The organism is Gleimia hominis (assembly GCF_002871945.2).
Classification (GTDB): Bacteria; Actinomycetota; Actinomycetes; order Actinomycetales; family Actinomycetaceae; genus Gleimia; species Gleimia hominis_A.
This window is the reverse complement of sequence record NZ_CP126963.1, coordinates 1,143,661-1,165,473: the sequence shown is the minus strand read 5'-3', so window position 1 is coordinate 1,165,473 and position 21,813 is coordinate 1,143,661. Positions and strand designations below refer to the sequence as shown.

The window sequence follows — 21,813 nt, the reverse complement described above, 5'->3', positions numbered from 1 at the left end:
GAAGGTGAGACACTACCGGTATGTCTGAGTACTCGAGGCAGTCGGCACGCCGCCCCCGCACCCCACGGCCGCGTGCACCTCGTGCGCAAACGGGGCGACCAGCGTCTATCAGTGCCCCCACGCGCGGGTGGAAACGCGCGAAGGCGGGTAAAAAACCGGGCCCACCGGTTGGGAAACAGCGCGTCAAAGCGGTCAACAGCCTCAAGGTACCGCGGGTTGAGCGGGAGAAACCGAAACCGGATCCGACGAAGGTTCCGTTCAAAAACCTGGGGGTGGCGCTGCTGGTGATTCTCGCGCTGTTGGCGGTAGTTGATCCCATTCACCTGCGGTGGGAGCAGCTGCGGGAAAAGAAGAATGTGCAACTGCAGATTGAGCAGGCGACGCACGATAATGCGCAGCTGCGTTCGCAACTTGAGCAGTGGAAAGACAAGAACTACATTGCCGCGCAGGCACGAGCCCGCCTGGGGTACGTGCAGCCGGGGGAAACGCAGTATTCCGTGGTGGATGCGGGGGAGGATCTGAACAAGCCGTTTGAAGCCACCCGCCCAGCTGCGAAGGATGGACCTGCGAAACCCTGGTACTTGGTGGTCAGTGACACCGTGAAGATGGCGGCCGAACCAGACCAGTTGACCGTGCCGCCTCCCACCGTGATGCCAAAAATCAAGAAGGATGCCGCAGATGAGCAGTAATCGCCCTCCAGTTAATGCTATTAATAATGAGGACCAGGGCAGGCCTCCAGCGCAAGCACAGAAGCGAACCGCGGGGGTAGCATCGGGGCAAATCAGTGCGGCAGACTTAGAAGCTGTGCGTGAGCAGTTGGGGCGCGAACCTCGGGGAGTGCTGAAGGTGGCTGCCCGGTGTGCGTGCGGGGCTCCGGCGGTTGTGGCGACAGCGCCGCGTTTAGACGATGGGACGCCGTTCCCAACCATGTTTTACCTAGCTCACCCGGCAGCGGTGAAAGCCTGTTCAGTGCTAGAAGCCGAGCATTGGATGGACGAGTTAAACGAACAGTTGCGGGCGGACGAAGGTTTGCAAGCTAAGTACCGCCGGGCGCACGAGCAGTACTTGCAGGCTCGAGATGCAGTGCAGGTAGTACCGGAGATAAGTGGTGTTTCTGCAGGTGGGATGCCTACGCGGGTAAAGTGTTTGCACGCGCTGGTGGGCCACGCACTCGCAGCGGGCCCGGGAGTTAACCCGATTGGGGACATGGCGTTAAAACGCATGGAAGAGCGGGGCCTGTGGAACCCAAATCAGTGCGCGGACAAGTAGCGTTGCACGTTAAAACCTTGGGGGTAGAGATTGAGTAAGCCAATCCCGGTGGCAGCGGTGGATTGTGGGACTAATACGATCCGACTGCTCGTGGGGTACGAACAGCGAGGTAAGTGGCACGACCTGGAACGTACGATGCAAATCGTGCGGTTGGGTGAAGGTGTGGACCGAACCGGGTATTTGAGTGAGGCCGCAATTGAGCGCACAGTTGCTGCCGCACGCCAGTACGCACACACCTGCCGGCAGTACGGGGTGGATTCGGAGCATATCCGGTGTGTCGCCACGTCCGCGAGTAGGGATGCGAAAAATGCAGCCGAGTTCAAATCCAAAATGCGTGAGGTACTGGGCGTCACCCCTGAGGTAATAAAAGGCCAAGAGGAAGCGCGGCTGTCTTACGCAGGTGCGCTTTCTACTTTGAGGGACGCGGCCGAACCAGCGTTGGTGGTGGATATCGGTGGGGGATCGACCGAGTTTGTGGTTGGTGACCACGGGCAGGTTCAAGCGGTTTCAACGAATATGGGTTCCGTGCGAGTAACGGAACGTCTTGCAGCTGGCAGTGGGATTGAGTTCGTGGATGATTTACTGCGTGAGGCCGATGACGAACTGGATTTCTCGCGGGTACGCACCGTGATTGGGGTTGCGGGAACGGTAACGACAATTGCGGCGCACGCGTTAGACCTGAGTGAGTATGAACCGCAGAAAATACACGGTTCCGTGCACAGCGTTGAGCAAATGCTGCGTTCGTGCGCGTACATGATCGACACGCCTGTCGAGCAGAAAGCACAGCTGGGTTACATGGCGAAAGGCCGCGCCGACGTGATCGGGGGTGGCGCACTGATTTGGCGTGCGATTGTGCGTCGGCTCGAAACCCGTGCGGGCACTCAGAAGATCATCGTTTCAGAAAACGATATTCTCGACGGCGTCGCCCTCTCGTTAGTTCACGCGGATTCCTCGCGGTAAACCCGTCCCCTCACAAGCTCAGCCGGCATATTCCGGGCTGTGTCGCTTAGGTTGTGCTGAACCGTGCCGCTCGGGTTACCGAACCGTGCCCCGCGCATATGCGGCTGGGCCACGGGCGTGTAGCTTGGCGCGCCGGTGTACTGCGTACCCACCGAAGATTGCGGCGGATGCGGTACCGAGCATGACGCCCAGTTTTGCGTGTGGAATGTGCGTGCTGCCCTCTGGGAATGCCAGCCCGGCCACCAGCAGAGCGACTGTGAAGCCAATGCCCGCCAGTAGCGCAATCGCGTTAATGTCACCCTGGTCCACGCCCGCGCCCAAACGTAGGCGAGTAAATTTCGTGAGGATGAACACGGAACCTGCGATTCCGAGTAGTTTACCGATGGGGAGGCCGAACAAGACCCCCAGTGCAACCGGATCAACCAGAGTTTCGTGGATCCCACCGGAAGAACGTATGTCTACCCCAGCGGCGAAGAACGCGAAGATCGGAACCACGATCCCCGCGGAAATCGGGTTCAGTTTTTCCGCCAGGTGATGCGACCACTGGGGTTCGCGCCTGCGCCGCGCCGCCGGAACCAGCAGGCCCATCGCAACCCCGGAAATGGTGGCGTGCACACCGGATACGTGCATGAATCCCCACGCGATCACCGCAATCGGGATGAGCGCCCACCAGTGCATGAAGCGTTTTTGTACCAGCACGCCAAACAGGACGATTGCCAGAAGGGCGCAGCCGAGGGCGATGAAGTTCAGTCCGGTCGAGTAGGCAACTGCGATCACGATGATGGCGAGCAGATCGTCCACCACCGCGAGGGTAAGTAGGAACGTGCGGGCCGCGGGCTGTAGGCCCTTACCGAATAAGCCCAGTAGGGCAACTGCAAACGCAATGTCTGTTGCCGCGGGAATCGCCCACCCGTGGTACGCCTCGGAACCAGTGAGCACTTGCGTTAGTAAGTACACGGATGCGGGCCCCACCATGCCGAAGAACGCGGCGAGCATCGGCAGGGCAGCTTCGCGAATGTCCCGCAACGCACCGGTTACGAACTCGGTTTTCAACTCGAGCCCTACTACGAAGAAGAAGATGGTCAGAATCCCATCGGCAGCCCACGAGTTTAGCGGCAAGTGCATGTGCAACGAAGCGGGCCCGATTTCGTAGTTGGCGATTGCCTCATATATCCCAGAAAAAGGTGAGTTTGCCCACGCCAAAGCCAGTAGTGCGGCGGCAACTAAAAGTAACCCAACTTTCGTTTCGTCCTTCGTGGCCTGTGTGAACGCATTGGGGATCGAACGGATCCGCTCGCCAAAACTAAGTTCGCGGCGCGGGTCGGTTGTGAACCGGTGGCGGCGCGCAGCTGCTGACATGTAGGGGCGTTGCGTTTTGCGTAAAACCCCTTGATTGTGTCGAGAAGCTCGGATTATTGAGGGGTCCGCTTCGAATCTCCAGTGTCGTTTCCCGTCGGACCACATGGTGCTAACCCCTCCGTCAATATTTGCGCTCGTTAAAATCTACCCACTAATACTAATGGTTCTTGCCCTTTGACGCGCCGTCCACTCAGAGCGTAATCACGAATGAGACTTATAGGCCTCAAATTTGTACAATAGAAACCACGCCCCCATAGCCCAATTGGTAGAGGCAATCGGCTTAAACCCGATCCAGTGCCGGTTCGAACCCGGCTGGGGGTACTGTCTTTAGCGGTTTTCCAGGTTGGATTTGTATATTTCTCGTAGATGCTTGAAAGATTTTGTTCTCGAGGGAAAGGGCAGTGATGGCAAACCCGGTAATGAACTCGCTCGAAAAAACGTTTACGTCCCGCACTCCGGCGGGGTATCCGACGATGCCAGGATACGAACCTGGAGGTTCGGGCCAGCAGAATCAGACGTCGGGTCAGGGGCGATTTGGGCGGCGAGCCCAGGCGGAACCGTCGGCGGGATACTCGGAGGAAGATTTCGAGCAGGTCCAGAGCGCGTACTACGCTCCATCTGCGGATGCGGTGGATCGCGGGGTCATGACGTATGACGACGTGATCGTAAAAACTGGTTCTATGCTTGCGATAGTGGTTGCTGCTGCGGCGGTCACGTGGCTGGTTGCAGCTGCGAACCTGGGCGCAGGTATGGCCATGTTGGCGGTGGGTGCGATCGCAGGTTTTGTGCTTGCGATGGTGAACATTTTTAAGCAGAAGATCTCCCCGATTCTCATCTGCCTCTATGCCGCGGCAGAAGGGATGAGTTTGGGTGGGGTTTCATTTGTTTTTGAAACCACTTACCCCGGGATTGTGGTGCAAGCAGTACTGGCTTCATTTGTGGTTACCGCGGTGACGCTGGTTCTGTTTAAGTCTGGGCGCGTGCGCAATAGTGCCAAGCTCAGCCGGATTGCCCTCATCGGTCTGCTCAGTTTAATTGGCTACCGTGTGCTCTCGCTGATCTTGACGGCCACGAACGTTATTTCGGAACCGATCTCGAATCAAACCGTGTTTGGCATCCCAATTGGGGTGTTCGTAGGGGTGGTCGCAGTCGTGCTTGGGGCGATTTGCCTGATTGGTGATTTCGACGTGGCCCAGCGCGGCGTTGAGGCGGGGGCTCCGAAAGTGTATGCATGGCGGGTTGCGTTCGGCATTATGGTGACCCTCGTGTGGTTGTACTTAGAGATCTTGCGGCTGCTTTCGTACCTGCGCGATAACTAGGGCCACGCGCCTGCTCGATAACTAGACCTATATAAACCGATAAACGAGGGGAGTTCCCATGAGTGAAATTGTGAATGTATCTGACAACTTCATGCGCAAACCAACTGTTGAGTTCTTAGTGGACGAGGCTCCGGACGTGCTGGTTGTGGATGTGATCCGCGAGGGTGCGGGCCCAGAGGTCACCGCGGGCTCGCAGATTTCCGCGCACTACCTGGGCCAGGTTTTTGGCGGTGAGGTGTTTGATAACTCGTACGATCGCGGGCAAACCCTAGATTTCACCGTCGGTGTCGGAATGGTGATCCCCGGTTGGGATCAGGGCCTGTTGGGAGTGCGGGAAGGCTCCCGAGTTGTCCTCTCGATCCCATCGGAGATGGGCTACGGTGACGCCGGGGTACCTCAGGCTGGTATTAAAGGAGGGGACACGCTCCTGTTCGTAACGGACGTGGTGAAAGTAAACCAGCGGTAGGTTAACCAAAATCTGCGCGGATTAAATGATGCCGATTGGGCACGTCATTCCATTTGGTCCGTGGTTACAGTACCCACCGGGTACGTGATGCAAATATGCCTGATGTGAGCCCTCTGCAAGGTAGAACGGGCCCGCTTCAGTAGCTGTCGTAATTTCGGTTGTGATTTGCCCGTGGCCCGCGTCCGCCAGAACTTTCTGGAATGCGTCGCGGGTCTTCTGCGCGGCCTGTAGCTGCCCGTCAGTTGTGCAGAACACGCATGAGCGATACTGACCGCCAATGTCGTTTCCCTGCCGATCTGCTTGCGTGGGGTCGTGGTTTTCCCAAAACACCTTCATCAACTGGGCGGCACTGACCTGGGTCGGGTCGTACACCACGCGCACAACTTCCGCATGGCCCGTAGCGCCCGTGCAAACCTCTCGGTAAGTTGGATTCTTCGTGGTTCCACCCATGTAGCCCGCAGCGGTGGCAATCACCCCGTCGACGTTCCAAAAGATGCGTTCCACACCCCAAAAACACCCCATCCCGACGTACAGGATTTCGTGCGGATCCGCCCACGGACCGTCGATAGGGGTACCCAGCACGGGGTGGTTACCGGGCGCGGCGTTCACCGGCCGGTCAGTCCCCGGAATTGATCCCTCGCGTGTGGCCATTTCGAACCTCCAAAAATTGATGGTTAAACGACGTGGCTTAAGACTACCGCTAAATCCCCGCTTCCGGTTACTTGGAACAGGCCGAGGCGGAACCCTGCGGGTGCTAGCAACAGGCGCAGACGGTACAAGCCGAGACGGTACCGGGCGAGTGCATGAACGGGTCTAGTCGGAATTGGAGTGTGTGGTTCATCTAATTTGCTGGCGGAACCCGTCTCAAATGTAAATCTGTACTTAGCGGCTACGGTAACGCCGCTATACTTGACTAGAGTTAATGACCAGTCAATACGGAGGCGTTGTGCAAGAACCACAGTCCAAACCGACTCTTGCGGAGTTTCTTCAGCCCTTCAAAAAAAAGTATGCGGACCTGCGTGAGCGCAGACAAGAACCGCGGGTTGTGCAGCGAGTTGTTTACGAGGGTGAACTCGCGGAACCGGAAGAGACAGTACCGCGGTCACTGCGGATGAGCGCCGAGTGGGCGTGGCGTTTCCTAGTGGTTATCGCGGCGGTCGCTGTCGGTGGGTACCTGCTGTCGTACCTCACGCAGATCGTTATTCCCGTTCTGTTGGCATTACTGTTCGCGGTGCTTTTGGACCCGGTGAACCGGTTCTTACAGCACTACCTGCATTTCCCCCGAACCCTGTCGGCAGCCGTAAGTTTGCTGCTTGGTATCGGGTTCGTAGGCGGGTTGATTTCGGTTGCATCCACGCAGATTATTCTGCAGGTGGGTACGCTCGCCCAGCGCGCACAGCAGGGCGTGCGGGAGATCCTGGATTGGCTGGCGCAAAGCAATCTGGGGCTTAATGCAGACATTATTCACAGTTATGTTGCGCAGGCCACTGACGAGATTACGCAGTGGGTACAGGCGAACACATCTCAACTCGCATCCGGTGCCCTGTCGGTAACGGCGTCGATTGGGACCGTTCTGTCGGGGTTGTTGATCGCCCTGTTCTGCCTGTTCTTCTTCCTCAAAGAAGGCCGTCGGATTTGGTTGTGGTTCGTCCGCATTCTTCCTGAGGGGGCGCGCGTGCCCGTACACGAATCCGCGATCCGAGGGTGGATAACGCTGGGCTCTTACGCGCGCACGCAGATTCTGGTGGCAGCAATCGACGCGGTCGGTATCGGGTTGGGCGCCTACTTCTTGAACGTACCGCTGGTGATTCCCCTGGCTGTGCTCGTGTTCGTCGGTGCGTTCATCCCGATTGTGGGTGCGATTTCTACGGGGGCGATCGCGGTGATGGTTGCTCTTGTGGACCAGGGGTTGCAAACCGCTGTGATCATGTTCGTGGTGATTTTGCTGGTCCAGCAGATTGAGGGGAACTTCCTCCATCCTCTGCTGATGTCAAACGCGGTGTCTTTGCACCCGATTGCGGTTTTGCTGGCGGTGGCTGCCGGTGGCTTCATGTTCGGTATTCCCGGGGCGTTGTTCGCAGTGCCGATCTTGGCGTTTGTCAACACGTCCGTGCTGTACCTGCATGGTTACGACAAGTTCCCGGAGGTCGCTACCCAAGAGGACCGGCCCGGGGGTAAGCCCGGTGAGCTCGACGACCTGGTACGGGGGACATACGATCCGAAGATGATGAAGGTGGATCCGGAAACGGAAGAAGCGGATGCGAAACCTGTGAACCCGCAGGCCTATGAGGAAGCAACGAAAGAAGAATAGCCGGTAAGAGTACGGTCGTTTTCAAAACACGCACAGAAAACGCTCTTAAAATGAGCATAGAAATGAGGCGGAGATTTAATCTCCGCCTCATTTACTTGTATTTTTGGCTTTTAAGCGGCCAATGAGCAGCCTTTCAGCTGCCCGCAAGCCGATACTTGCTTTAGCCTTTGAACGGGACGGCGTTGATGATCTTCACTGAGATTTCTTTACCGTTCGGGGCGTAGTAGCTAACTTCGTCTCCCTTCTTGGCGCCAATTATGGCTTGCCCAAGAGGTGCGTCAGGGGAGTACGTTTCCACGCCCAGGCCGGTGCCGGCCATGCGGGTGGCCAGTAGGAACTCGTTCTTTTGCCCAGCTATTTCTGCGGTGACCATCATGCCGGGTTCTACGACGCCATCATCCGCAGGAGTTTCCCCAACTTCTGCTTCCCGCAAGAGCGTGTCCAGCTGCTGGATGCGGGTCTCGTTCATGGACTGTTCATCCCGAGCCGCGTGGTAACCACCATTTTCCTTCAGATCACCCTCTTGCCGGGCGTTATCAATTTTCTTCGTAATCTCGTTACGCAAGGTCGTGGAGCGGTATTCCAGTTCCTCTTTCAAATGCTCGTACGCATCTTGAGTGAGCCACGTCTTGTCTGCCATCAAGACCTCCTAATACTTCTAACAGGGCAATCAGAGATCAGCTCCGTGCCGTGCGTCATTTTCCCTAGTGGGTGGTTTGACTTATTGGTGATTAAAAGCGAGGCCCCAACGGGACCTCGCGTTTAGTAACGGTCAATACCTTAGCAGGTTTACCCGGGCGGTGTTGACACCCACCGCCTCTTGAGGTGGTTTAAACAGCGGTGAGTACCGCCAGGTAAGCAGCAACACAGTGGCACACCCAGCCGGCGACCGTGAATGCGTGAAAAATCTCGTGAAAACCGAACGCGCGAGGCGAGGGATTGGGCCACTTGAACCCGTACACGAGCGCCCCCACGGTGTAGGAAAGCCCTCCGGCAATAAGAAGCCAAACGATTGCGGCGCCTCCGGTGTGCCACAAGGCGGGTAGGTACCACAATGCAACCCAGCCGAGCACCACGTAAATGGGGGTGACGAACCAGCGTGGCGCGCTCGGCCAAAACACGGCGGTGCCGATGCCTAAAGCAGCGCCGATCCACACGATGCTCAGCACGCGTGTAGCCGCTCCGGCTTCTAGTAGCGCAACACAGATGGGGGTGTAAGTGCCAGCAATGAGTAAGAAAATGTTGGAGTGGTCAAAACGCCGCAGCAGCTGCTGCGCTTTCGGCCCCCAGTACAAACGGTGGTAAAGAGCGGACACGCCGAACAGCAGGAGGGTGGAGGCCAGGTAAACAACGGAAGCCCACCGCGTGGGAGTGGTGGGCGCGAGGATCAGCAGGACGAGCGCCGCTGCGAACGCCAGTGGGGTGGCAACTAGGTGGATCCAGCCGCGCAGTAAAGGTTTTGCCGTTACACGAGCGCGCGCCGCTGTGAAGTGCGGTCGCCACGGGTGGCGGTAGGTTGTCATGAAACACCTGCTTTCTGGTTCGTTTTGACCTCAAGAATCGTGTCTTCGGATCCAGCACAGACCCATAACTTACGGTACCGTAACTTAGGTTCAGTTTCGAGACCTCAGATATATTTTGATCCTCCAGTAAAATAAGGGTGAGTAACCGATCAAGTTTGGGGGAAGCGTGAAGAATCATCTGCTGTACCGCATTTACGAACGCCGGCTGGTGAAGCAACTGGCGAGTGATAGCATCCCCAAACACATCGGCATCATTTTGGATGGGAACCGGCGTTGGGCAAAACAGGCAGGTAACGCGGCTACTTACGGGCACCGCAAAGGGGCGGATAAAGTAACGGAAGTGCTTCAGTGGGCAGAAGAAACCGGGGTGAAAATAGTTACCCTGTGGATGCTTTCGACGGACAATCTGGAACGGGACCATAAAGAGCTGGAACCGTTGCTCGCGATTATTTCGGACACGCTCGCGAACTTAGCTGCGGATGGGCGGTGGCATTTACGCGTGGTAGGGGACATGTCTTTGCTGCCCGAATCGGTGGCGCAGTCCCTGTGCGAAACGGTGGAATCGAATCAGATTGAAGGTCAGGATAACCGGATGACGGTGAATGTAGCTATTGGTTACGGTGGCCGGCACGAGATCACGGACGCAGTCCGGTCGTTACTGCGTGATCAGTCTGCAAAGGGAATGACGATCGACCAGGTGGCGGATGTGCTCACGGTTGACGACATTGCGGACCACCTGTACACGCGGGGCCTACCGGATCCGGACCTGGTGATCCGCACGTCGGGGGAGCAGCGTTTGTCGGGGTTCCTGCTGTGGCAGTCCGTCCATTCGGAATACTATTTCTGCGAGGTGTACTGGCCAGATTTTCGTCGCGTTGATTTCTTGAGGGCCCTGCGCGATTACGCGCAGCGGGAACGACGCATGGGTAAGTAGGTATTCCCCGCGGGACTGTGTCGGCGCACTAGCGCGGGGCGAGTTCGGGGCTGCGGTGGCGAGGAACGGCAGTCAGTATTGCAATTGGGTCGTCGCTGCTAGCTCGGTGTGGACACGCAGCGAGTACTGCAATTGGGTCGTCGCTGCTACTGTTGTGCGGGCTCGGGCTCTGTGGTTGGTTGCGGGGTGTCCGCTTTTGTTGCCGCTTCCATGCGGGTTTGTGCACTGTCGAGGATGGATTCGCAGTGGCGCGCTAGTGCTTCCCCGCGTTCCCACAGCGCCAGGGTCTGTTCGAGGGGGGCTTGTCCCCCTTCTAGTTTGCGAACAATGCTTACTAGTTCGTCGCGCGCAGCTTCGTACGATAGCTGCTCCACTTCGGGTGCTTGGTTGTTGTCAGTCATGAATGTCCTCTTTCGTATCCGTATTTTTATTTGTCGCTAAAGCCTGCGGGCCCGGGTCAGATTCTGCGCCGGGGTTGGTGCCGAACACTGTGACGATCATTGATCCGCGAGCCAGTGTCGCTTGCAGAATCTCCCCCTTTTTCACTTGCGCCGCGTCCGTGAGCACACCCTTTCCGGGGGCTTTCAAAATTGAGTATCCGCGTTCCAAAGTCGCTTGAGGGCTCATGGCTCGCAGTGATGCCAGGGCGGAAGCTAACTGGGTGCGGGCGGCAGACAGGCGTTGGCCCGCGGTGTTGCGCAGGCCAGTTAGCGCTTGCTCAAGGGTGGCGCGGTGGCCTTGCAGGGAGGCGGTTGGGGAAGTGAAAACTGGACGGGAGGTCAGCAGGTCGAGGTGGTTGCGTTCCACCCCGATGCGTCCCAGTACTGCTTGACGCAGTCGCGCGCGTGCCTGCGCCAGCCCGTCACCTTCCGCCTCCAGGTCAGGTACCGTTTTTTTCGCCGCATCCGTTGGGGTGGACGCGCGCAGGTCCGCCGCCAGGTCCAGTAGTGGTGCGTCACCTTCGTGGCCGATCGCGGACACGATCGGGGTGTGCGCGTCCGCCGCGGCCCGCACCACAACCTCCTCCGAAAACGGCAGTAGGTCTTCCACGGAGCCGCCGCCGCGCGCCACAATAATCACATCCACGTGTTCCAGCCCGTCTAGTTCCGTGATCGCACGGCTCACCTGCGCAGCAGATTGCGGGCCCTGCACCAGAACTTCACGAATCTCAAACTTGGTTGCGGGCCAACGCAGTCGCGCGTTAACAATCACGTCGTCTTTCGCTTTCGCGTTCCGCCCGCAAATGAGGCCCACGGTGCGTGGTAGAAACGGAAGTGGTTTCTTGCGGGAGGCTGCGAATAATCCTTCTGCGTCGAGTTTTTTGCGTAACTGTTCGATTTGCGCCAGTAGGTTGCCAACGCCCACCGGGTGAATCTCTTTTGCCTGCAGGTTGAGCCGCCCAGAGCGGGTCCAGAACACTGGTTTTACGCGCGCCACAATCCGCGACCCCGCGGTCAAGTTGCCTTGGGTTTGCGCGATCACCGTGCCAAATGCGGTCATGTCCATAGACACGTCGGCGTCCACGTCGCGGATAGTTAGAAACGACATTTTTGTGGGCGGACGTTCGTTGAACTGCACCACTTGCCCCTCGACCCACAGTTCCGACATGCGCTCCACATACGCTTTAATATTCTCGCTCAGCAAATGCAGGGGCCACGGATTATCCCGCGTCGTGTCGCGCGCCATTTTCGCCAACGGTTTCATTTCTGCCACGCCTCCCACTATCTCACACGCGCATTACCTATGTTGCCTGTGCTGTGGATATCGGCTGGCTGCTTTACGGTTGTTGTGAGGTTAATGGTCAGACGGATGTGGGGCAGAGAAAAACTGTGTCGGAAGGTAGATTAAGAGGCGTGAGTGAAACGACTGGGAAGAAAATTCTGCTGGCCTCTCCGCGTGGCTACTGTGCGGGCGTGGACCGAGCGGTGGATGCGGTAGAGAAAGCATTGGATCTTTACGGCCCACCGATTTACGTGCGTAAAGAGATCGTTCACAACCGCTATGTGGTCGAGACCCTCAGTGAACGGGGCGCGGTTTTTGTAGACAAGACTGATGAAGTGCCTGAGGGCGCGCGCGTGGTGTTCTCAGCCCACGGGGTGTCTCCCGCGGTGCGCAGCGAAGCCACGGCCAGGAACCTGAGTACGATCGATGCCACGTGTCCTCTCGTGTCTAAAGTGCACAAGGAAGCTATTCGCTTCGCGAAGAATGATTACGACATCATTTTGGTCGGCCACCAGGGGCACGAAGAGGTGGAAGGCACGCAGGGAGAAGCACCTGAACGCATACAGGTGGTTGGTACCCCTCAGGAAGTAGATCAGGTGCAGGTGCGGGACCCTGATCGGGTGGTGTGGCTGTCGCAAACTACGCTGAGTGTGGACGAAACGAAAGAAACGGTGGCGCGGTTGCGCCAGCGGTTCCCGAACCTGATTGACCCGCCCAGTGACGATATTTGTTACGCCACGCAGAACCGGCAGGAAGTGGTTAAGAGAATCGCCCCGAACGTGGATGTGATGATCGTGGTGGGGTCTGCGAACTCGTCTAACTCGGTGCGGCTCGTGGAGGTGGCGCTCGACGCGGGTGCCCCTGCGGCCCATCGGATTGATAAGGCCAGCGAGTTAGATGCGGATTGGCTTGCCGACGCCCGCTGCGTGGGGGTGACGTCCGGGGCTTCTGTCCCTGAGATCCTGGTGCGCGACGTAATCAAGAAACTACAGGGCTTAGGCTACCCGCAGGTGGAAGAGGTAAAGACCCGTACGGAAACCATTACGTTCCAGTTACCGCGCAACCTCCGGACAAAACTGCAAACTGCAGGGAAAACCGGGGCTGGGGCGAAACGCGTGCCGGGCCCCGACCACACCTGCTAAACAAGCAGCCACACCTGGGGGCGGGCTGGTTAGTTGTCGGTTTGCGGTTTCGGTTGGCGCAACGGCTCGTCCACATTCGGGGGAGTATCCGCAACCCGGTCTGAGACTGCTCGGATGCTGCGGGCGGTGACCAGTAGGCGACCTTCAAGCGACCCGATGGTTGCGTTGTAGTGTTTGGTGACGGCGCGGATACTGTCGCCTAGGCTCACCAGGTGGTTCGTCACCACATTTAAACGGTCAACGAGTGTGTTGCCGAGCTCGAGTAGAGCCTGCGCGTCGTCGTTAACTTCTTGTCGGGCCCATAGGCTACCTACTGAACGCAGCAAAATCATGAGGGAAGCGGGCCCGGCGATAATCACGCCGGCGCTCAGTGCTTGTTCAAACAGCGTGGGGTCTTCGTCGAAAGAGGCGGCGACAAGCGCTTCGGAGGGCAGGAACATGATGGTGGAATCCACGCTGCCTTCCACTAGTTGCGGGTAGGTGCGGCGCGCGAGTTCTTGCACGTGCCGGCGCACTGCCCGCACGTGTTCGCGCATGTAGGTGCCGGATTGCTCGTCGTCTTCACGGGCTTTCAGGTAGGCGTCTAGGGGGACTTTCGCGTCGATTACCAAGCTTGATTTTGCGGGGAGTTGCACCACCACGTCGGGGCGTTTCCCACCTGCAGAGACCTGCTGTTCGAAATCTATGTGGCGGGTTAAACCGGAAGCTTCCAGCACGCGCCGCAAACTAACTTCACCCCACGTGCCCCGTTTGGGGGATTGTCGCAATGCGGAGTCCAGCCCGCTGGTTGCCTCTAGGATCATCCGGTTGAGGTTCTGGGTTTGACGCAGTTGTTCCCCAAATGTGCCCATGCTCTGTCCTTGCGTGACTTCCATGTGTTGCACGTGTTGGCCAAGGGTGCGAATGGAGTCGTGAAGCGGGCCCAGGTCAACGGGTGGGGTTGGGGTGGTGTCGGTGTGGGGGCGGGAGCGTCCGAGCGCGTAGCCGACTGCACTGCCGATTAGCAGGCATATTAGGGCGATTATCCACGTTGCAGTTTCCATATGGTTATTGAATCAAGTTGGTCTAGTGGTGCCAAATAGGGGGGGTGGTTTGACGGCTGTTCCCAGTTTGGGGTGGGGGCGTTATTCGTGTTTTCTTATGTGGAGGGTAGACTGTTCGCGTGGCTTTAACGATTGGTATTGCAGGATTGCCTAACGTAGGCAAGTCGACGTTGTTCAATGCGCTCACCCGCGCAACCGTGTTGGCGGCGAACTACCCGTTCGCAACGATTGAACCGAACGTGGGGGTAGTGCCTTTGCCTGACGCGCGGCTCAGCCGGCTAGCGGAGATTTTTGATTCCGAACGGATCCTGCCAGCCACCGTGTCTTTCGTGGACATTGCGGGGATTGTGAAGGGCGCTTCCGAAGGTGAGGGGATGGGCAACCAGTTCCTTGCTAATATTCGTGAGGCACAGGCAATCTGCATGGTGACTCGTGCGTTCCAGGATGCTGACGTGACCCACGTGGACGGCAAGATTGATCCGAAGTCTGATATTGAGACGATTGAGACGGAACTGATTTTGGCGGATATGCAGACGTTGGAGCGGCAGATTCCGCGTCTTGAAAAAGAAGTGCGGGGCCACAAGACGGATGCGGCGGTGCTGTCGACGGCGCAGAAAGCCTTGCAGATCCTTGAGGATGGACAGTTAATTTCGCGGGCGCTACCGGGTTCGGATTTGGATCCGGAGGTTGTGGCCACGTTCCAGTTGATGACCGCGAAACCGTTCATTTACGTGTTCAACATGGATGCGGCCGGCATGGACGATGAGGCTGCGCAGGCGCAGTTGCGCGACCTAGTGGCCCCGGCAGAAGCAGTTTTCTTGGATGCTGAGTTCGAAGCGGAACTGGTGGAGCTCGACGAGGATGAGGCGCGGGAGATGCTACTCGAATCCGGGCAGGAAGAGTCTGGGCTAGACAAGTTGGCGCGCGTTGGGTTCGACACGCTGGGTTTGCAAACCTACTTGACTGCTGGGCCCAAAGAAGCACGGGCGTGGACGATTCACAAGGGGTGGACAGCACCTCAGGCAGCTGGTGTGATTCACACAGATTTTGAACGCGGCTTCATTAAAGCGGAAGTGGTTTCGTTTGAGGATCTGGATGAGCTCGGTTCGACCGCGCAGGCGCGTGCGGCTGGGAAGATCCGGCTCGAAGGTAAAGACTACGTGATGCAAGATGGGGACGTGGTCGAGTTCAAGTTCAACGTCTGAGCCGAACTTAACTACCCACGTTTTATCAACTCGATTATCCTCATTAACGCTCCCAGCGCGGTCGGCTGACGCAAGTAGCTTCACTAATGCGACCAGTGCGGCCGGCTAGCGCTGTTATGTCGTGATGCGGTTTGCACATACTTGCGCGTTAATCCCGCACGGGCTCATGCGCAAACTTGGGCACGCGTTAAACCTCCACTGACGCGCCCACTACGATGGTGCGGTCCAGTGGTAGTTTGAAACTTTGGGTTCGGTTCGCGCCCATGCGCTCTAACCAGCGGAACAGTTCACTGCGCGCGTACCTCACGCCCTTGTCCTTGCCCGGTTCAATCCGGTAGGTGGACAGCACGTACTGGGCAATCGTTGGGTCGATTCCGAACTCCGGGTGAGCACTACACATGAGCTGCACCGCGGCAGGTACGTTCTGAGAATCGTTGAAGCCCACCCGGTAGTTCATGTGGATAATCCCGTAGGTCTGGTCGCCGCGAGTCGTCACTTCCACTCGGCGGGTGTGGCGCACATGCGGAACCCCAATGTGTTTAATCGTCACAATCACAATGTGGTCGTGTAGCACGCGGTTGAACAGCACGCTTGAACGCAACGCTAAAGGCGCTGTGGTGGGGTTGCCGTGCGGGTAAATGGCGACGCCAGATACGCGTCGCACACCCCGGGCTTTAACGGTCGAAATGAAATCCGATAGGGGGCCTTCCAGTTCGGCGCGGCGGCTAAATACAATCTTGGAGCCCTTCTTCCAGGTCGTCATGATGATCACCATCATGATCGCCACCATGAGTGGGAGCCACCCGCCGGTCGCTAGTTTTGCGATATTCGCAAGGAAGATCGCAACCTCAACAGATCCAATTGCGAGCGCAACCAGGGCGATGCGCCAGATGGGCCAATGCCAGATTGTGCGTGCCATCAGCAGGAACAAGCTCATCTCTAAAATCAGTGTGCCAGACACCGAGAAACCGTATGCGGATGCCAAGTTCTGGGAACTTTGGAAGATCAAAACCAGGGCCATTACAGCGATCCACAGCATGTGGTTTACGGCCGGTAAGTAAATCTGCCCACCCATGCTCTTGCTGGTTTGCAGTACCTTTAAACGTGGCAGGAACGACAGGCGCGACGCCTGTCGGGACACAGAGAATGCCCCCGAGATCACGGCTTGTGATGCGATGACTGTGGCGAGGGTAGCGAGGATGACGAGTGGCAGCTGGCCCCAGCGGGGCGCGAGCTCAAAGAACGGGTTATTCAGCGCCTCGGGGTGTCGCAAAAGGTTCGCACCTTGCCCCAGGTAGTTCAAAATGAGCATGGGGAACGCGAGGGTGAACCACGCGATCACAATTGGGCGCCGCCCAAAATGCCCCATGTCGGCGTAAAGGGCTTCCACACCGGTCACAGTCAGCACCACGGCGCCAAGAGCTAAGAACGTGATAAACGGGTGCGAAACCGCCAGTCGAAGCCCCGGCATTGGGGAGAGTGCCCATAAAATCGATGGATTGTCAAGGATTGGGCCCAGGCCGAGCCCACCGAGGGTGAGGAACCAGCAGCACATGATGGGTCCAAACGCCACTCCAATGCGGCCCGTTCCCCAGCGTTGCACAAAAAACAGGAGCGAAAGAATCACGATCGACGCGGGGATCACCCAGTGGGAAAACTCCGGGTTCGCCACCTCGAGCCCCTCCACCGCACTCATTACGGAAACCGCAGGGGTAATCAGGGAATCACCATAAAATAATCCCGCTCCCATAATCGCTATGAACGTTGCAACTACGGCGCGGGGATCAGCTTTTCCAAGTCGATGTCGAATCAAAGAAACGAGCGAGAGAATACCGCCCTCACCTTTGTTATCGGCGCGCATAATAAAGGTCGCGTAACCAACCGACACGATAATAATTAAGCACCAAATAATCAGCGAAAGTACGGCAAGAATATCTTCTTCGGTAGGTTTTAAAGCCCCATTATGTAACGTAAATACTGCATGTAGGGAGTACAGAGGGCTCGTGCCCAAGTCTCCGAAGACTACGCCAAGAGCGCCTACCACCAGCAAGGGAAGAGGAGTTGACCCCTTTTTACTCAGCATGGAACAAAACTATACACCTGTGCCTGTAGAAAACATAGTGTGTAAATCATATGCAGAACTATCCGATTAATGGGAGTAAAAGGCGCGCCGTCCAATCGTGTGCTAGTCTGCAAAAAAACATCTGAAGAAGAGATGGATTCTTCTATAGATGTGCTTAGACAAGAAATGAAAATCCGTTGGTGCCCACGCACTCTCCCTTATACAATGTGGTGTTGCCAGGGGTGGCATATTTGAAGGACGGGCTTATGTTCTTCTATTTACTAAGAAGAATAGCGAACTATGCGGTGTTGCTTTTCGTTGCCGTGTCGCTCGCATACCTCATCGCGGCTGTTTCAATGGACCCGAAAGCAGCGTACGACCTGTCCAATCCCAACCTGGATTGGGCGTTAATTGAACGCACTTTGACTTCCTACAACCTTTCGGACAGCATCCCACTGACAGACCGCTACATGCACTGGCTGCAATCCATTGTGACCAGCTGGGACTGGGGGAAAACCCCGAAAGGAGAGTCGGTTAACGAGATCATTTCGATCCGCATTTGGGTGTCGGTTCGCCTCATCGTAATCGGATCGCTAATCGGCATGGTCGGTGGCGTGGCGGTTGGTGCGTGGACGGCTACGAAGCAGTACTCATTCGCGGACCGGTTGATCTCACTGCTTTCACTGGTGGTCATCTCCACTCCCGTGATTGTGCTCGCAACCCTACTGCAGGTGGGGGCCACACAAATCAACGCCGCTACCGGCACGCAGTTCTTCGAGTTCGTGGGGGAAACAGGGCAGATAGGCAGTTATCCGGGAGCGGCGATAGTAGATCGGCTCCAGCACCTGTTACTGCCCACCATCTCCATGTCCCTCACCGGTATTGCCAGCTATTCGCGGTATCAACGTAACCTCATGCTTGACACGCTGGGGGCCGACTACGTTCGCACTGCCCGCGCAAAAGGCCTGTTTAAAACGAAAGCGGTTATCCGCCACGCGCTGCGCACCTCCATGGTGCCGATGGCCACGTACTTCGCGTTCGCGGTTGCCACCCTGTTCCTGGGGGCCACGGTTACGGAAACGATTTTCGGCTGGCACGGCCTGGGCCAGTACTCGGTTGAATCAATTATGAAACAAGACATTAATGGGACGGCAGCGGTCGTGGCCTTCTCTGGGGTTTGTACGCTAACCGGTGCCATCCTCTCCGACGTGCTTGTAGTGCTCGTTGATCCGCGAGTGAGAGTGAGCTAAACATGTCCGAACAAGTAACTAGCGCAGCGCACGCGCAGCCCCCTTCAGCGGTGGAAGACGAGGCCGCTCAGGTAGTGGACCCCTCCACCCAAGAAGGCAAGCAGATGACCCGGCGGGCTCTGGTGATGCGGCGGTTCGCCAGGTCAAAAACAGCGGTGGTGGGCTTAATCGGGTTCTTCCTGATTGTCCTCCTAGCCATTATCGGCCCCTTCCTCAGCCCGTGGAACTTCGCGGATGTCGACAACGTCTCTTTCTTGCAACCCCCGTCGGGTGAGCACCTGTTTGGAACCACACAAGGGGGACGTGACGTGCTCGCACTAACCCTGGAGGGGCTGCGCAAATCCCTCCTAATTGGCGTGTGCGTATGTCTGATCCAAACCGTGGTCGCAGCCCTCGTTGGGTCCGCTGCGGCGTATTTCGGCAAAGTGGTTGACAAAGTCCTGCTATGGGTCGTGGACTTGCTGCTGGTGATCCCCTCGTTCCTGCTGATCGCTGTGATCTCGCAGCGCGGCGGCGCCTCGAAAGGTTCGATCGTGACGTTCATTATTCTGCTCGCCGCATTCGGGTGGATGCTCACCGCCCGCGTGGTGCGGTCGATGACGCTTGCGGTGAAAGATTTGGAGTACGTGCGGGCCGCGAAGTTCATGTCCGTCCCCTCGTGGGTGATTATCACGAAACACATTATCCCCAACGTGGCGTCCTACTTGATTATTGACTGTGCCCTGGGGTTCGTAACCGCTGTTATGAGTGAGACCGTCCTGTCTTACTTCGGTTTCGGGGTTCAGGCGCCAAACACGTCTTTGGGAAAGTTAATTGCTGAGGGTCAGGCGTCCGCCACGACGACCCCCTGGGTGTTCCTCGCGCCCGCCACAATCTTGGTGTGCACACTTATTTGTGTGAACTTCATTGGGGATGGGTTACGCGACGCCCTCGATCCCTCATCCAAATCAGGAGGTCATGCAGCATGAGCAGTAAAACTAAGCAGCAGGCCGCGACGGAAGCGGTTCCGCAGCGGCAAGAGGGCGTGCCTGTCCTCGAGATTGAAAACTTGAACGTAACTTTCCCCTCAGAAGACGGTAACGTGCACGCGGTGCGGGGGGTAAACCTGCACGTGAACGCCGGGGAAGTGCTCGGCATTGTTGGGGAATCCGGCTCGGGTAAGTCCGTGACGTCGATGGCGGTGATGGGCTTGCTGGAGGAGTCCGCGCGAGTTAAAGGCAGTGTCCGACTGCACGGAACGGAACTGTTAGGTAAGTCGGACCGGTGGATGTCGGATGTGCGCGGCAAGAAAGTGGCGATGGTGTTCCAAGATCCGCTGTCGGCCCTCACGCCCGTGTACACGATTGGTGACCAGATTGTGGAAGCCTTGCGGATCCACCAGAACATGACGAAGGCGCAGGCGGAAGAACGCGCGGTTGAGCTATTGGACCTGGTGGGGATTCCGAATCCGAAGGGGCGGGTGAAGTCGTTCCCGCACGAGTTTTCCGGGGGGATGCGCCAGCGCGTAGTGATCGCAATGGCAATTGCGAACGATCCGGATTTGATTATTGCGGACGAGCCGACCACGGCGTTGGATGTGACGATTCAGGCGCAGATTCTTGAGGTTCTAAAAACCGCGCAGCAAGAAACGGGTGCGGCGATCATTCTGATTACCCACGACCTGGGGGTTGTTGCGGGCTTGGCGGACCGGGTGGCGGTTATGTACGCGGGCCGGTGCGTGGAGTCGGGGACGGTGAATGACATTTTCTACCGTTCTTCGATGCCGTACACGATTGGTCTTCTGGGTTCTTTGCCGCGGCCGGATATGACGCGGGATGAGGCTTTGGTGCCGGTTGAAGGTAACCCGCCGTCTATGTTGACACCCCCTACGGCGTGCCCGTTTGTGCCGCGCTGCCCGTTGGCGAACGACGAGTGCCGCAAGGAGGAACCACCGTTGAAGGTGGCGCCGGAGGTGCCGGCGGAGCAGGCTGGGGAGCAGGACGTGCATCGGTTGGCGTGCGTGCGTGCCCCGGAAATTAGTGAGCACAACTGGCAGTACCGCGAGATTTTCCCGGTGCCGGAGGCGTACACTCCCTCTTCGCTCGATGAGGACCGTAATAAGCGTGAGGAAGTGCTGCGGTTAGAGAACGTCCGCAAGTACTTCCCCCTCATGAAGGGCGCGGTGTTTAAGAGGCGCGTGGGTACTGTGCATGCGGTGGATGGGATTTCGCTGGATATTAAGGCCGGGGAAACGCTGGGGCTCGTGGGTGAGTCCGGGTGTGGGAAGACCACCACGCTGCTTGAAATTCTGGATTTGAAGGCCCCGGAGGATGGTCGGATCGTGGTGCTCGGTAAGGATACGGGGCAGATGGACCGTTCGGAACGCAAGCGCGTGCGCCGGGATCTGCAGGTTGTGTTCCAAGATCCGATGGCTTCGTTGGATCCGCGGATGCCGATTTACGACATTATTGCGGAGCCACTTAAGTACAACGGGTGGAAGAAGAAGGATATTGACGAGCGGGTACACACACTGATTGAAACCGTTGGTTTGGAACCGTCGCACCTGAACCGGTATCCGCGCCACTTCTCAGGTGGGCAGCGTCAACGCGTGGGGATTGCCCGTGCGTTAGCGTTGCGTCCTAAGCTGCTGGTGTTGGATGAGCCCGTATCGGCCCTGGATGTGTCGATTCAGGCTGGGGTCATTAATTTGCTTGAGGAATTGCGGGCGAAACTGGATTTGTCGTACCTGTTTGTCGCCCACGACCTCTCGGTGGTGCGGCATATTGCGAACCGGGTGGCGGTTATGTACTTGGGACAGATTGTGGAGATCGGGGATGTGGATGAGGTCTTTGACCATCCGCGCCACCCGTATACGCAGGCGTTGCTGTCTGCGATTCCGATTCCGGATCCGAAGAAGGAACGGAGCCGTGACCGGGTGTTGCTGAAGGGAGATTTGCCTTCGCCTGCGAATCCGCCGTCGGGTTGCCGGTTCCGCACGAGGTGCCCCAAGTTCGCGGCTATGACGGATGAGCAGAGGCGGCCTTGCTTGGAGCAGATGCCGCAACTGAAATCTGTGGATCAGGCGGATAGTGCGAACGCGTGCCACTATCCGCAGACCGCGGATGTGTTCTAGCCGCAGTGCCGGTGGTGGGGAGCCACCGGCGCGTGAGGTTACATTTAGGTAAATTTCGATCAAAGAATGAGACAACGGCTTACAGGTGGCTGAACATTCTATACATTGCACCTAACGCGTTCCATCAACCCGGTGG

20 protein-coding genes and 1 tRNA gene are annotated in these 21,813 nt (G+C 57.6%); 13 read left to right on the top strand and 8 right to left on the bottom strand.

The genetic code is table 11. The features are described 5' to 3' along the window. Nucleotides 1–20 precede the first annotated feature (20 nt). The 3 genes from CJ187_RS05225 to CJ187_RS05215 are packed head-to-tail and all read left to right on the top strand — an operon-like array spanning nucleotide 21 to nucleotide 2,229. Nucleotides 21–689 carry an FtsB family cell division protein gene (locus tag CJ187_RS05225; protein ID WP_102217148.1) on the top strand — a complete coding sequence of 223 codons (669 nt, stop codon included), beginning with the start codon at nucleotides 21–23 and terminating at the stop codon, nucleotides 687–689. Continuing rightward, nucleotides 679–1,269 (top strand): DUF501 domain-containing protein, encoded by a 591-nt coding sequence (locus tag CJ187_RS05220; protein WP_102217147.1) that lies wholly within the window; start codon nucleotides 679–681, stop codon nucleotides 1,267–1,269. The genes CJ187_RS05225 and CJ187_RS05220 overlap by 11 nt, the downstream gene beginning before the upstream one ends. 30 nt (nucleotides 1,270–1,299) lie before the next feature. After that, on the top strand, nucleotides 1,300–2,229 hold the full coding sequence (locus tag CJ187_RS05215) for a Ppx/GppA phosphatase family protein (protein ID WP_102217146.1): 930 nt from the start codon (nucleotides 1,300–1,302) through the stop codon (nucleotides 2,227–2,229). Nucleotides 2,230–2,304: 75 nt separating this feature from the next. Here CJ187_RS05215 and nhaA read toward each other — a convergent pair whose 3' ends face one another. Continuing rightward, complete coding sequence (nhaA, locus tag CJ187_RS05210; protein WP_102217145.1) at nucleotides 2,305–3,693, bottom strand: Na+/H+ antiporter NhaA; 1,389 nt, start codon at nucleotides 3,691–3,693, stop codon at nucleotides 2,305–2,307. A 142-nt stretch (nucleotides 3,694–3,835) separates the two neighbouring features. On the opposite strand from nhaA, the gene CJ187_RS05205 reads away from it, so the two are divergent. The 3 genes from CJ187_RS05205 (at nucleotide 3,836) to CJ187_RS05195 (ending at nucleotide 5,373) form a co-directional block, all read left to right on the top strand. Next, nucleotides 3,836–3,909, top strand: a tRNA-Leu gene (locus CJ187_RS05205). A gap of 83 nt (nucleotides 3,910–3,992) precedes the next feature. Next, complete coding sequence (locus CJ187_RS05200) at nucleotides 3,993–4,907, top strand: Bax inhibitor-1/YccA family protein (protein WP_102217144.1); 915 nt, start codon at nucleotides 3,993–3,995, stop codon at nucleotides 4,905–4,907. A 58-nt stretch (nucleotides 4,908–4,965) separates the two neighbouring features. After that, the gene (locus CJ187_RS05195; RefSeq protein ID WP_102217143.1) at nucleotides 4,966–5,373 is read left to right on the top strand and encodes an FKBP-type peptidyl-prolyl cis-trans isomerase; all 408 of its coding nucleotides are present in this window, start codon (nucleotides 4,966–4,968) and stop codon (nucleotides 5,371–5,373) included. Between the two features lie 21 nt (nucleotides 5,374–5,394). On the opposite strand, the gene msrA is transcribed toward CJ187_RS05195, so the two are convergent. Continuing rightward, entirely contained in the window at nucleotides 5,395–6,024 is a 630-nt protein-coding gene (gene msrA, locus CJ187_RS05190; protein WP_102217142.1) for a peptide-methionine (S)-S-oxide reductase MsrA, read from the bottom strand. 295 nt (nucleotides 6,025–6,319) lie between these two features. Here msrA and CJ187_RS05185 point away from each other — a divergent pair, with 295 nt between their 5' ends. Next, nucleotides 6,320–7,684, top strand: coding sequence for an AI-2E family transporter (locus tag CJ187_RS05185; RefSeq protein ID WP_284667102.1), 1,365 nt, complete (start codon nucleotides 6,320–6,322; stop codon nucleotides 7,682–7,684). Nucleotides 7,685–7,844: 160 nt separating this feature from the next. Here CJ187_RS05185 and greA read toward each other — a convergent pair whose 3' ends face one another. Next, nucleotides 7,845–8,324, bottom strand: coding sequence for a transcription elongation factor GreA (gene greA / locus CJ187_RS05180; RefSeq protein WP_102217141.1), 480 nt, complete (start codon nucleotides 8,322–8,324; stop codon nucleotides 7,845–7,847). A 190-nt stretch (nucleotides 8,325–8,514) separates the two neighbouring features. Then, the gene (gene trhA, locus CJ187_RS05175) at nucleotides 8,515–9,207 is read right to left on the bottom strand and encodes a PAQR family membrane homeostasis protein TrhA (protein ID WP_102217140.1); all 693 of its coding nucleotides are present in this window, start codon (nucleotides 9,205–9,207) and stop codon (nucleotides 8,515–8,517) included. A gap of 166 nt (nucleotides 9,208–9,373) precedes the next feature. Between trhA and CJ187_RS05170 the strand changes: the two genes are divergently transcribed. Further along, nucleotides 9,374–10,141, top strand: coding sequence for an isoprenyl transferase (locus CJ187_RS05170; RefSeq protein ID WP_102217139.1), 768 nt, complete (start codon nucleotides 9,374–9,376; stop codon nucleotides 10,139–10,141). A gap of 146 nt (nucleotides 10,142–10,287) precedes the next feature. On the opposite strand, the gene CJ187_RS05165 is transcribed toward CJ187_RS05170, so the two are convergent. Next, the gene (locus CJ187_RS05165; RefSeq protein ID WP_102217138.1) at nucleotides 10,288–10,542 is read right to left on the bottom strand and encodes an exodeoxyribonuclease VII small subunit; all 255 of its coding nucleotides are present in this window, start codon (nucleotides 10,540–10,542) and stop codon (nucleotides 10,288–10,290) included. Continuing rightward, nucleotides 10,535–11,845 carry an exodeoxyribonuclease VII large subunit gene (xseA, locus tag CJ187_RS05160; RefSeq protein WP_102217182.1) on the bottom strand — a complete coding sequence of 437 codons (1,311 nt, stop codon included), beginning with the start codon at nucleotides 11,843–11,845 and terminating at the stop codon, nucleotides 10,535–10,537. Before xseA ends, CJ187_RS05165 begins: the two co-directional genes overlap by 8 nt. A 149-nt stretch (nucleotides 11,846–11,994) precedes the next feature. On the opposite strand from xseA, the gene CJ187_RS05155 reads away from it, so the two are divergent. Continuing rightward, nucleotides 11,995–13,005, top strand: a complete 1,011-nt coding sequence (locus CJ187_RS05155; RefSeq protein WP_233187412.1) for a 4-hydroxy-3-methylbut-2-enyl diphosphate reductase — start codon at nucleotides 11,995–11,997, stop codon at nucleotides 13,003–13,005. Nucleotides 13,006–13,034: 29 nt separating this feature from the next. Here CJ187_RS05155 and CJ187_RS05150 read toward each other — a convergent pair whose 3' ends face one another. After that, a complete protein-coding gene (locus CJ187_RS05150; protein ID WP_102217136.1) occupies nucleotides 13,035–14,048 on the bottom strand; it encodes a DNA recombination protein RmuC in 1,014 nt (337 codons plus the stop codon). Nucleotides 14,049–14,167: 119 nt separating this feature from the next. Here CJ187_RS05150 and ychF point away from each other — a divergent pair, with 119 nt between their 5' ends. After that, the gene (gene ychF, locus CJ187_RS05145) at nucleotides 14,168–15,253 is read left to right on the top strand and encodes a redox-regulated ATPase YchF (protein WP_102217135.1); all 1,086 of its coding nucleotides are present in this window, start codon (nucleotides 14,168–14,170) and stop codon (nucleotides 15,251–15,253) included. Between the two features lie 187 nt (nucleotides 15,254–15,440). Here the strand turns inward: ychF and CJ187_RS05140 are convergent, their stop codons facing one another. Further along, on the bottom strand, nucleotides 15,441–17,336 hold the full coding sequence (locus tag CJ187_RS05140) for a potassium transporter Kup (protein ID WP_102217134.1): 1,896 nt from the start codon (nucleotides 17,334–17,336) through the stop codon (nucleotides 15,441–15,443). A gap of 245 nt (nucleotides 17,337–17,581) precedes the next feature. On the opposite strand from CJ187_RS05140, the gene CJ187_RS05135 reads away from it, so the two are divergent. From CJ187_RS05135 to CJ187_RS05125, 3 genes are read left to right on the top strand one after another with little or no spacing between them, the layout of a single operon-like run. After that, nucleotides 17,582–18,565, top strand: a complete 984-nt coding sequence (locus tag CJ187_RS05135) for an ABC transporter permease (protein WP_102217133.1) — start codon at nucleotides 17,582–17,584, stop codon at nucleotides 18,563–18,565. 2 nt (nucleotides 18,566–18,567) lie between these two features. Further along, nucleotides 18,568–19,533, top strand: coding sequence for an ABC transporter permease (locus CJ187_RS05130; RefSeq protein WP_102217132.1), 966 nt, complete (start codon nucleotides 18,568–18,570; stop codon nucleotides 19,531–19,533). Beyond that, nucleotides 19,530–21,677 carry an ABC transporter ATP-binding protein gene (locus CJ187_RS05125; protein WP_102217131.1) on the top strand — a complete coding sequence of 716 codons (2,148 nt, stop codon included), beginning with the start codon at nucleotides 19,530–19,532 and terminating at the stop codon, nucleotides 21,675–21,677. The genes CJ187_RS05130 and CJ187_RS05125 overlap by 4 nt, the downstream gene beginning before the upstream one ends. The last annotated feature ends 136 nt before the right edge of the window (nucleotides 21,678–21,813 follow it).